General features: G+C 68.6%; 10 protein-coding genes and 1 pseudogene. 8 read left to right on the top strand and 3 right to left on the bottom strand.

Annotated elements, in window-relative coordinates:
• The 4 genes and pseudogenes from HV783_RS11505 to HV783_RS11490 all read left to right on the top strand — a co-directional run.
• Positions 1–236, top strand: a pseudogene (locus HV783_RS11505) (hypothetical protein); the annotation flags it as partial.
• Between the two features lie 119 nt (positions 237–355).
• Positions 356–871 carry a sigma-70 family RNA polymerase sigma factor gene (locus tag HV783_RS11500; protein WP_049074942.1) on the top strand — a complete coding sequence of 172 codons (516 nt, stop codon included), beginning with the start codon at positions 356–358 and terminating at the stop codon, positions 869–871.
• The gene (locus HV783_RS11495) at positions 858–1,856 is read left to right on the top strand and encodes a FecR domain-containing protein (RefSeq protein WP_254603877.1); all 999 of its coding nucleotides are present in this window, start codon (positions 858–860) and stop codon (positions 1,854–1,856) included. The genes HV783_RS11500 and HV783_RS11495 overlap by 14 nt, the downstream gene beginning before the upstream one ends.
• 143 nt (positions 1,857–1,999) lie before the next feature.
• Positions 2,000–4,486, top strand: coding sequence for a TonB-dependent siderophore receptor (locus HV783_RS11490; RefSeq protein ID WP_175189155.1), 2,487 nt, complete (start codon positions 2,000–2,002; stop codon positions 4,484–4,486).
• 31 nt (positions 4,487–4,517) lie between these two features.
• On the opposite strand, the gene HV783_RS11485 is transcribed toward HV783_RS11490, so the two are convergent.
• Positions 4,518–5,237 (bottom strand): metallophosphoesterase, encoded by a 720-nt coding sequence (locus HV783_RS11485; RefSeq protein ID WP_054503825.1) that lies wholly within the window; start codon positions 5,235–5,237, stop codon positions 4,518–4,520.
• Positions 5,238–5,425: 188 nt separating this feature from the next.
• Here HV783_RS11485 and HV783_RS11480 point away from each other — a divergent pair, with 188 nt between their 5' ends.
• Together HV783_RS11480 and HV783_RS11475 are read left to right on the top strand one after the other, a co-directional pair.
• Entirely contained in the window at positions 5,426–6,601 is a 1,176-nt protein-coding gene (locus HV783_RS11480; RefSeq protein ID WP_054503826.1) for a PepSY-associated TM helix domain-containing protein, read from the top strand.
• Positions 6,598–6,795 carry a hypothetical protein gene (locus tag HV783_RS11475; protein WP_054503827.1) on the top strand — a complete coding sequence of 66 codons (198 nt, stop codon included), beginning with the start codon at positions 6,598–6,600 and terminating at the stop codon, positions 6,793–6,795. Before HV783_RS11480 ends, HV783_RS11475 begins: the two co-directional genes overlap by 4 nt.
• A gap of 73 nt (positions 6,796–6,868) precedes the next feature.
• Here HV783_RS11475 and HV783_RS11470 read toward each other — a convergent pair whose 3' ends face one another.
• Entirely contained in the window at positions 6,869–7,696 is an 828-nt protein-coding gene (locus HV783_RS11470; protein WP_049074951.1) for an aldo/keto reductase, read from the bottom strand.
• A gap of 292 nt (positions 7,697–7,988) precedes the next feature.
• Between HV783_RS11470 and HV783_RS11465 the strand changes: the two genes are divergently transcribed.
• Positions 7,989–9,791 carry an ABCB family ABC transporter ATP-binding protein/permease gene (locus HV783_RS11465; protein ID WP_162876637.1) on the top strand — a complete coding sequence of 601 codons (1,803 nt, stop codon included), beginning with the start codon at positions 7,989–7,991 and terminating at the stop codon, positions 9,789–9,791.
• Positions 9,792–9,842: 51 nt separating this feature from the next.
• Positions 9,843–10,229, top strand: coding sequence for a Rieske (2Fe-2S) protein (locus HV783_RS11460; protein WP_064528675.1), 387 nt, complete (start codon positions 9,843–9,845; stop codon positions 10,227–10,229).
• A 4-nt stretch (positions 10,230–10,233) separates the two neighbouring features.
• Here the strand turns inward: HV783_RS11460 and HV783_RS11455 are convergent, their stop codons facing one another.
• Entirely contained in the window at positions 10,234–11,220 is a 987-nt protein-coding gene (locus HV783_RS11455; protein WP_063569750.1) for a bile acid:sodium symporter family protein, read from the bottom strand.
• Positions 11,221–11,313: the final 93 nt, after the last annotated feature.

Genomic DNA, 11,313 nt, shown 5'->3' with positions numbered 1-11,313 from the left:
CGCCCGCACAGCCGGCGCCGGGCCAGCAGGCGCCGGTGGCGCAGCCGATTCCGATCCCGGCGGCGGGCAGCGGCACGCTGGGCGGCGCCTTGGGTGGCGCTTCCGGGGGCAACCCGGGCGGCGACGGCGGCAACACCCCGATCCCGCCGATCCCGGTGCCGCGCGTCGACGCCGACATCCCGGCCCGCGCCAGCGCCGTCAACGGCACCGGGCCGCTGGCCGCGCGGCCGCTCTAACCCCCCCGATCCGCCCGGGAAAGACCGGCTTGCCGGCGCGCGCGCGGATCAACTATGATCCGGAATAATTCGCATTCCGGATCATGGGATGCGCCGCGCCAACGCCACGCCAGTCCATCATGTCCGCGACCGGGACCTCCCCCCAGCCCATCGAAGTGCTTTACGGTGACCACCACGGCTGGCTGCGCGGCTGGTTGCGCAAGCGGCTGGGCAACGCCTTCGACGCCGCCGATCTGGCGCACGACACCTACGTCCGCATCCTGGCCTCCGGCGCCACGCCGCAGCCGGACCAGTCCCGCCGCCACCTGACCCAGATCGCCAACGGCCTGCTGATCGACCTGTATCGCCGCCGCGGCATCGAAGCCGCCTACCTCGAGGCCATCGCCGCGCTGCCGGTGGCGCTGGCGCCGTCCGAGGAAGTCCGCGCCCTGGCGGTCGAGGCCCTGATCGAAGTCGACACCATCCTGCACAAGCTGCCGCCCAAGGCCCGCATGGCGCTGCTGCTGTGCAAGCTCGACGGCCTGAGCTACCGAGAGATCGCCGAACGGCTGCACGTGTCCGTCTCCTCGGTCGAGAAGTACGTCGCGGCGGCGCTGCTGGCGTGCTACCAGGCCCTCTACGATGGCGCGCACTGACGCGGCCGCCGGCCAGGGGCCGGCGATCGATCCCGCGGTCGTGCGCCGCGCCTCGGGCTGGATGGCGCGGCTGTGGTCGGGCGAGGCCAGCGCGGCCGACCGCGCGGCCTGTGACGCCTGGCTGGCCGCCCATCCCGACCACCTGCGCGCCTGGCGCCGCCTGCAGGTCATGGACGCCAAGCTGGCCGGGGTCTCCGAGCCGGCCTCCCGCACGGTGCTGCTCGACGCCCGTCCGCAGGCCTATGCCGCGCGCCGCAAAGCGCTGCGGACACTGGGCATCGCGGCGGCCGCCACCGCCGGGGCCACCCTGCTCTGGCGCGAAAGCGGGCGCTGGGGCATGCTGGCCGCCGACCACCGCAGCGCCGTCGGCGAGATCCGCGACATCACCCTGGCCGATGGCTCCCGCGTCGTGCTCGACAGCGGCTCGGCCATCGACGTGCGCTTCGACCGCCACGAGCGCCGCATCCTGCTGCTGGCCGGGGAAATCCTGGTGTCGACCGCTGTCGATGCCCAGGGCAGGCCGTTGCGCGTGCAGAGCCGGCAAGGCATGGTGCAGGCGCTGGGCACCCGCTTCACCCTGCGCGACGCCGGCCCACAGGCGCACCTGGCGGTCTACCAGGGCGCGGTCGACGTCTATCCCGGCGCGGCCACCCAGGCGGTCCTGCGGGTGCATGAGGGCGAGCGCACGCGCTTCAACCCGCAGCGCGCCGAGCCGCCCGCCGCGGCGCGCGAGGCCGACGCCGCCTGGACGCGCGGCGTGCTGCTGGCCGAGGACATGCGGCTGGCGGACTTCACCGCGCGGCTGGCCCGCTACCGCAGCGGCTTCCTGCGCTGCGACCCGGCCGTCGCCGAGCTCCGCGTCACCGGGGTCTTCCCCCTGCGCGACACCGACCGCGCCCTGCACAACCTGACGCTGGGCGTGCCAGTCGACATCCACACGCTCAGCCGCTATTGGGTCACCGTCGGCCCCCGGGCAGCACGCTAGGGCGCATGGACCGCCAGAAGCGCCCCGCGCAAACCCTGGCCCCTGTTGCAATTTTTGTTGGCGCGGCATTGAGGAAATCGCCCGCTCGTCCGGAAGACATAGCAGTCGCAACACTTTCTTCCGTACTTTCTGGGATCGACCCGATGGCGAGCCGCCACCTTTCCTCTCCGTTCCGCATCACCGCGCCCCTCTCCGCGCGGCCCACCGCCCCCCGCCTGCTCCCGCGCCGCGCCGCGCTCTGCCTGGCGCTGGGCGGCGCCCTCCTGGCCACCTCGCCGGCGCCAGCCCAGGTAGCGCCTGCGCCCGCCGGGACGCAGACACCGGTGCGCACCTACCAGATCCCATCCGGTCCGCTGGACCAGACCCTGACCCGCTACGCCAGCGAGGCGGGGATCGAGCTGTCGGCCGACGGCGCCCTGACCCGCGGCAAGACCAGCCCCGGCCTGAACGGCGCCTATTCCGTGCAGGACGGCTTCGCCACCCTGCTGCAGGGCCAGGGCCTGCGCGTCGTGCGCGGCGCCAACGGCGCCTATGCGCTGCGTCCGGCGCCCACCGCCGACAGCCCCGCCACGCTGCCGGCCGTCACCGTCACCGGCCGCCCCGAAACGGCCTGGAGCCCGGTGGACGGCTATGTGGCCAGCCGCAGCGCCACCGGCACCAAGACCGACAGCAGCATTCTCGAAACGCCGCAGTCGATCTCCGTCGTCACCGCCGATTTCATCCGCGAAACCGGCGCCTCGCGCCTGAAGGAAAGCCTGGCCTACACCCCGGGCATCAACACCCTGCCCTGGGGCGCCGACACGCGCTTTGACTGGACCATCATCCGCGGCTTCGACGCGCAGACGCCGGGCTACTACCTGGACGGCCTGCAGCTGCGCAACAACAACAGCTGGGCGGTCTGGCAGACCGAGGTCTACGGCGCCGAGCGCATCGAGGTGCTGCGCGGCCCGACCTCGGTGCTGTACGGCCAGAACGGCGCGGGCGGCATGATCAACGTCGTCAGCAAGCGCCCCACCGACGAACCCCTGCACGAACTGGAAGCGCAGGTCGGCGACCATTCGCGGCGCCAGGTGGCCGGCGACTTCTCGGGCCCGCTGGATGACAACGGCAAGGTGCTCTACCGCATCACGGGCCTGGCGCGCGACGCCGAGCTGCCCGCCAGCGGCCTGCCCAACGACCGGTTCTTCATCGCGCCGGCGCTGACCCTCAAGCCGTCGAGCGACACCACCCTGACCCTGCTGTCGCACTATCTGCGGGTGCGCGACGGCAGTTCCTACGGCAGCTTTCCCGAGATCGGCACGCAGCTACCCAATCCGAACGGGAAATTCTCGCGCAATACCTATGTGGGCGAACCGGGCTTCGACCGCTTCAACCAGGAACAGTGGATGGTCGGCTATCTGCTGGAACACCGCCTGAACGACACCTGGACCGTGCGCCAGAACACGCGCTACGGCTACACCAGCGTCGATTACCGCCAGGTCTACGTGCGCGGCGGCTTCGCCACGGTCAACCCCGCCAACCCGGACGACCCCGCCAACTTCCGCCTGCTGGAACGGTTCCCGTTCGGCAGCCAGGAAAACGCGCGGCTCTTCACCATCGACAACCAGGCGCAGGCCAAGGTCGCCCTGGGCGACTGGACCCACACCTTCCTGTTCGGACTGGACTACCAGCGTTCGCGCAATTACCAGCGCACCTACAACGACGGCGTGGTCGCGCCCATCGACGGCTATTCGCCGTCCTACGGCAGCCCGGTCGAGACCGCCGCGCCCTGGTTCGACGCCACCACCCGGCTGGCCCAGACCGGCTTCTACCTGCAGGACCAGATCAAATGGGGCAACTGGGTGGCCACGCTCGGCGGCCGCTACGACAAGGCCAGCGCGGACGTGGACAGCAACATCGACGGCTCCCGCACCAAGATCTCCGAGCACTATTTCAGCAAGCGCGCCGGCCTGGTCTACCTGCATCCGAGCGGCATCGCGCCGTACTTCAGCTACGCCGAATCGTTCTCGCCCACCGCCACCATCGACCCGGTGACCAACAGCCCGATGCGGCCGGAAACCGGGCGCCAGTACGAACTCGGCATCCGTTACGAGCCGCCCGGCGGGCGCAGCCGCTACAGCGCGGCGGTGTTCGACCTGCGGCGCCACAACTACATCACCTATACGCCCGAGTTCCTGCCCAAGCAGACCGGCGAGGTGCAGGTGCGTGGCCTGGAGTTGGAAGCCGCGTTCCGGCCGCTGCCGCAGATGAACGTGGTGGCCGCCTACACGTACACGCCCAAGGCCGAGGTCACGGCCAGCAGCACGCCCAGCGAAGTCGGCAAGCAGATGCAGGCGGTGTCGCGCAACCAGATCGCGCTGTGGACCGACTACCGCTTCGCATCCGGCATCAAGATCGGCCTGGGCGCGCGCTACACCGGACCGAACTGGGGCTACCAGGAGTCGGCCGCAGAGAAGCTGCCGGGCTACACGCTGTTCGACGCGATGATCGGCTACCAGGTACAGGGCTGGAACCTGGCGCTGAACGTGCGCAACCTGGGCAACAAGACCTATCTCAGCAATTGCAGCGCTGGCGCCTGCCGCTATGGCGATCAGCGCACGGTGCTGGCGACCGCGACCTACCGCTGGTAGGCGCGGCCGGATCGAGGGCGCGCGGCCCGCGTCAGCGGACCGCTTCCGTATCCGGCTCGGTCACCACCGCGCGCGGCCAGGCCTGCAGCGTTGCCAGGTCGAGGAAGGTGAAGTAGCCGTCCTTCCAGCCCTCGGTATCGATGTGATAGACGTTGCCCAGCGCCAGCGGCGCGGCCACGGGCGTGTGGCCCGCCACCACGGCGCGCACGCCGCGCACCCCGGTGCGGTCCAGTTGCCGCAGCCGCTCGCGCGACCACTGGCAGGCCGCGCTGGTGCGCTTGTAGCGGTCCTGCAGCGCCGATTCCAGGCGTGGCCAGAACAGCACCGGACAGTCCGCGTGCAGCAGCCCCACCGGACCGGCCGAGGTGTCCACCTCGATCGCGATGGGCAACTGCCCGAACGCTTCCGCATAGACCTGCTGGCGGTCGGCAGGCAGGTCCAGGAACCAGCCGCCACCGTAGCCGCGCCAGTTCACCACGTCCACCTGCCCGGTGCGCACGTGGCGCACGGCATAGTCCTCGTGGTTGCCCTGCACCGCGTAGAACCAGGGTTGCGCCAGCCACTCCAGCGCGGCCTCGCTCTCCGGCCCCCGGTCGACCAGGTCGCCAACGGAAAACAGCCGGTCGCGGCTGGCGTCGAACCCCATCCGCCCCAGGCTGTCCTGCAGGCGGGTAAAACAACCGTGCACGTCGCCCACCGCGAAATCACGGCCCAGCTCGTTGCGCGGCACTTTCAGAAAACGTTGCTGCATGATGATCCAGCCCGCCCAATCGGGCCCATGTTTCTTTTTAACCCGCTTTTATACGTCCCCGATTACACCTGGCTTTCACACGCGCATTCGCAAAATTGCGTTACGAGAATAGCTATTATTCGTGATAATGTTCCGTCTTTCCCAAAATCCATCCTGAAGGGGGCCGCGCCAGCCGCCCCGCCGTCGCCATGACCGCCGCCTCCACCATCAAAACCTGGTACCTGGTCCACAAGTGGACCAGTCTGGTCTGTACGATCTTCCTGCTCATCATCTGCCTGACCGGCCTGCCGCTGGTGTTCCACCACGAAATCGAGCACTGGCTCGACGATGCCAAGCCCTTGTCGGACGTGCCCGCCTCCACCCCGCCGGCCAATCTGGACACCCTGGTCGAGCGCGCCAAGTCCATGTATCCGGGCGAAGTGGTCGACTACCTGTTCTTCGATCCCGACGAACCCCAGGTCTACGTCGGCATGGCCAAGAAGCCTGGCGACGGCCAGGTCTCCGGCCACGCGGTGCGCATGGACGGCCGCACCGGCGACGTGCTGCTCGATGGCCCGCTCTACACCGAAGACAAGTTCTCTTTCATGGGCATCATGCTGGCCCTGCACGTCGACCTGTTCGCCAGCCTGCCGGGCGAGCTGTTCCTGGGCTTCATGGGTCTGCTGTTCTGCATCGCCATCGTTTCCGGCGTGGTGCTGTACGGCCCCTTCATGAAGAAGCTGGAATTCGGCACCGTGCGCGCCGGCCGCTCCACCCGCCTCAAATGGCTCGACCTGCACAACCTGCTCGGCATCGTGACGCTGGTGTGGGCCTTCGTGGTGGGCCTGACCGGCGTCATCAACGAACTATCCACGCCGCTGTTCCGCCTGTGGCAATCCACCGAACTGGTGCGCATCCTCGAACCCTACAAGGGCCAGGGCGTGCCCGCCGAACTGTCGTCGGCCCAGAGCGCGGCGGACACCGCGCGCAAGGCCCTGCCCGGCAACGAAGTGTCGTTCATCGCCTTCCCCGGCAACGCCTTCGGCAGTCCGCACCACTACATCACCTGGATGCGCGGCGCCACGCCCCTGACCTCCAAGATGAACACGCCCGTGCTGATCGACGGCCGCAGCGGCGAGCTGACCACCATCGCGAAAATGCCCTGGTACCTGACCGCGCTGGAATTGTCGCGTCCGCTGCACTTCGGCGACTACGGCGGCCTGCCCCTGAAGATCATCTGGGCCGTGCTCGATCTGATCACCATCGTGGTGCTGGTCAGCGGCCTCTACCTGTGGCTGGCGCGGCGCCGCGCCACCGAAGCCCGCATCGCCGAACTGGTGCGCAAGCACCAGGCCGCCGCCACCCCGCAACGGAGTCCCGCATGAACAAGAAATCCCCGCGCGGCTTCCTGTTCGTCTGGGGCGTGCCGATCCTCCTGGGTGTGCTCAGCATCTTCGGCCTGCTGGCGGCGCTGCTGGGCACCGGCGCCTGGCACTGGGCCTCGTGGACGGCGCTGACCATCCTGCTGGTGGTCATCGTGCGCTACTGGTTCTTCCCGCCCAGGCAACCCGAGGCGTAGGGCCGGTCGATACGGGAATCCGCCTCGCGCAAGCCCCGGGGCACGCCGGCGGCGCCCGCCGCCCGCGTCCGTCCTACTTGCCGAACTTCTCCGGATCGGGTCCCAGGCGGGGCCCTTCCTTGATGGCGTCGATCGCCGCCATCTCCGCGCCCGACAACTCGAAATCGAACACGTCGATGTTCTCGCGGATGCGCGCCGGCGTCACCGACTTCGGGATCACGATCAGGCCGTGCTGCAGATGCCATCGCAGCGTCACCTGGGCCGGCGACTTGCCATGCTTGCGCGCCAGCTCCAGGATGGTCTTGTCCTGGGTGATCTTGCCTTGCGCCAGCGGACTCCAGGACTCGGTGGCGATGCCATGCCTGTCGTGAAAGGCCCGCAACTCGCGCTGCGCGAAGCCCGGATGCAGTTCGATCTGGTTGACCGCTGGCGTGACGCCGGTGGCATCGATCAGCCGTTCCAGGTTGGCCTGGGTGAAATTGGACACGCCGATCGAACGGGCGCGGCCGTCTTCCTTCATCTCGATCATGGCGCGCCAGGCGTCCACGAACTTGTCGCTGCCCGCCACCGGCCAGTGGATCAGATACAGGTCCACGTAGGCCAGGCCGAGCTTTTCCAGGCTTTCATCCATCGCCTGGTGGGCGGCATCGAACCCGTGCCTGTCGTTCCACAGCTTGGTGGTGATGAACAGATCCTTGCGCGCCACGCCCGCCGCGCGCAGCCCGGCGCCCACGCCGGATTCGTTGCCGTAGATCGCGGCGGTGTCCACCGAACGGTAGCCGGCCGCCAGCGCTTCCTTGACGCTGGCCGCGGCCTGGTCATCGGGCACCTGCCACACACCCAGGCCCAATTGCGGAATCTTGCCGCCGTCGTTCAGTTTCACTGTGGGTACCTTCGCCATAACACCCTCCGAAGCTTGCGACGCGACGCTCGCACGGCGAAATCGCGCCAGGTCGCGCAGCCAGGGATGTTGCCGGGCGTACCCCTGGCCTACCGTTGATAACGGGCCCGCCCTGCTGCGCCCGTATGGAAAAACAATGCGAAAACCGGATGGAAAACCCCCGGGAGTGATACGTCCATCCCAGGGGTTTTCAACTAGATCATAGCGCTGGTGCCCGATAATGGGCCTTTTCGGGGCCTGTCACCCCCCACTGGAACCCTGGCCCGCCCCCGCCTGAGCAGCTCTCGCCCCCATGACCGCACCTGATTCCCGCACGCCCGGCCGCGGTGGCTTCGCCACCCTGCGCACCCTCTTTCCGTACCTCTGGCCGCCCGGCCAGGCAGGCCTCAAGGCGCGCGTGGTGGCCGCCCTGCTTTGCCTGTTCGCCGCCAAGGCGGCCACCGTGTACGTGCCGGTGCTCTACAAGCACGCCATCGACGCACTGGGCCAGGGCGCGCCGGGCGCGGTGACGGTGCCGCTGGGCCTGATCCTGGCCTATGGCGGCGCGCGGGTCCTGTCCCTGCTGTTCTCGGAGCTGCGCGATGCCCTCTTCGCCCGCGTCGGCCAGCACGCCATCCGTTCGGTCGGCCTGCGCATCTTCCGTCACCTGCACGGCCTGGCGCTGCGTTTCCACCTGACACGCCAGACCGGCGGCCTGACCCGCGCCATCGAGCGCGGCACCAAGGGCATCCAGACGCTGCTGTCGTTCCTGCTGTTCAACATTCTGCCGACCTTCTTCGAGATCGGCCTGGTCTGCGTCGTGCTATGGCGCATGTTCGACGCCTGGCTGGCGCTGGCCACCGGCGCGACGGTGATCCTGTACATGGCCTACACGCTGGCCGTCACCGAATGGCGCGCCAAGTTCCGCCGGCTCATGAACGAAACCGACTCCGAGGCCAACACCAAGGCCATCGAGAGCCTGCTGAACTACGAGACGGTCAAGTACTTCGGCAACGAGGAACACGAAGCGCGCCGCTACGACGCCTCGCTCACCCGCTACGAGCGCGCCGCGGTGCGCAGCCAGGTGAGCCTGTCGATCCTCAACGTCGGCCAGGCCATCATCATCTCCGCCGGGCTCACGCTGGTGATGTGGATGGCCGCCAACGGCATCGCCGCGGGCCGCTACACCCTGGGCGACTTCGTGCTGGTCAACACCTACCTGCTGCAGTTGTACTCGCCGCTCAGTTTCTTCGGCTTCATCTACCGCGAAATCAAGCAGGCCATGATCGACATGGAACGCATGTTCGAGCTGCTGGGACAGGACCGCGAAGTGGCGGACCGCCCGGACGCGCAGCCGCTGCGCGTGGAAGGCGGCGCAGTCGAATTCCGCGACGTGCGCTTTGGCTACGACGAACGCCGGCCCATCCTCAAGGGCGTGAGCTTCACGCTGCCGGCCGGCAAGACCGTGGCCGTGGTCGGCACCTCGGGCGCGGGCAAGTCCACCATCGCGCGGCTGCTGTTCCGCTTCTACGACGCCGACGCCGGCGCCATCCTGGTCGACGGCCAGGACATCCGCGACGTCACCCAGTCCAGCCTGCGCGCCGCCATCGGCGTGGTGCCGCAGGACACCGTGCTGTTCAACGACACCATCCGCTACAACATCGGCTACGGCCGTCCCGGCGCCACTGACGCCGAGATCGAGCACGCCGCCCGGCTGGCGCACATCCACGACCTGATCATGGCCATGCCCGACGGCTACCAGACCATGGTGGGCGAACGCGGCCTCAAGCTGTCCGGCGGCGAAAAGCAGCGCGTCGCCATCGCCCGCACCCTGCTCAAGGACCCGGCCATCTTCCTGTTCGACGAGGCCACCAGCGCGCTCGACACCCGCACCGAGCGCGACATCCAGGCCAACCTGCGCGAAGTCAGCCGCGGTCGCAGCACGCTCATCATCGCCCACCGCCTGTCCACCGTGGCCGATGCCGACGAGATCATCGTGCTGGAGGATGGCCGCATCGCCGAACGCGGCCGCCACACGTACTTGCTGGCCGCGGGCGGCCTGTATGCCGCGATGTGGGCGCGGCAGCAGGAAAACACCGCCGCGCCGGCCGATTGACAAGCCCCGCCCCCTGACCCAAGATCGCACCCTTTGATTCCAAGGCCTTCCATGCAGGATTCACGCATCGCTCCCGAAGTCCGCGTCTGCGCCGCCACCGACCTGGTCAATGGCGGGCTGGGCGTCAAACTGCCGGTCTCCGACAGCGCGGGGCAGACCACGGCGTTCTTCGTGCGTTACCAGGACCGGGTCCATGGCTATCTGAATCGCTGCGCCCACGTGGGCGTGGAACTCGATTGGGAAGGCAGTTTCTTCACGCGCGCCGGCGACCTGATCATGTGCGCGCGCCACGGCGCCACCTACCAGCCCGACACCGGCCTGTGCGTGGGCGGCCCCTGCAAGAACGGGCGCCTCACGGTGCTGACGGTTCAGGAGCGCGACGGCGCCGTCTACTGGCAGCCCAGCGGCAAGGTCCAGCCGCTTGCCAGCGACGCCTGATGCGTCAGGCGCGGGCCGGTTCGGCCGCCTGCGCCGGTTCGGCGCGATCGGCATAGCGGCGCGCCAGCACCGCGCAGACCATCAACTGCATCTGGTGGAAGATCATCAGCGGCAGCACCACAATGCCCATCTGCGAGGTGCCGAACAGCACGGTGGCCAGCGGAATGCCGGACGCCAGCGACTTCTTTGAGCCGCAGAACACCAGCGTGATCTCGTTCTCCTTGGACAGTCCCAGCTTGCGGCTGCCCCACGTCGTGATCAGCAGCACCGCCCCCAGCAGCAACGCATTGACCAGCACCATGGTCGCCAGGTCTATCGCCGGGAACGCGTGCCAGATGCCCTGCGCCACCGCTTCGCTGAACGCGGTATAGACCGCCAGCAGGATCGAACTGCGATCCACCTTCGACAGGACGCGGCTGTTGCGCTGCGCCCAGGCGCCGATCCACGGCCGCAGCAGGCTGCCCACCGCGAACGGCAGCAGCAACTGCAGCAGGATGCGCCCCGCATCGGCCAGGCCGTGGCCGCCGCCCTGGCGATGCAGCAGCACCGCCACCAGCAGCGGCGTCAGCACCGTGCCCAACAGGTTGGATGCAGTGGCCGCGCAAATGGCGCCCGGCACGTTGCCGCGCGCCATCGACGTGAAGGCGATCGACGACTGCACCGTGGAGGACAGCGTGCACACGAAGATCACGCCCAGCCACAGCGACGGCGTCAGCAGCCCGGGAAACACGGCCCGCAGCGCCAGCCCCAGCGCCGGGAACAGGATGAAGGTGCAGCCCAGGATCAGCGCATGCAGCCGCACGTCCTTGACCCCGGCCACGATCGCGTCCGTCGACAGGCGCGCGCCGTGCAGGAAGAACAGCAGCGAAATCGCCACGTTGCTGGCCACCATCATGAACGACGCGCCCTTGCCCACGGCGGGGAAAAAGCTGGCGAACGCCACGGTGGCGATCAGGATGAGGGTGAACTGGTCAGGCAGGAAGCGGCGCATGGCGGGAGGTTTCCGGGAAGGTTGCGGAAACTATAGGCGCGCCGCTTGCTATCGTGAAGGCCGCTGGTTACTTTAGCTGCTATCGGACTTTCC

This window comes from Achromobacter dolens, assembly GCF_902859745.1.
Classification (GTDB): Bacteria; Pseudomonadota; Gammaproteobacteria; order Burkholderiales; family Burkholderiaceae_B; genus Achromobacter; species Achromobacter dolens.
Note: the sequence above shows the minus strand (reverse complement) of the source record. Positions and strands in the feature narration are given on the sequence as shown.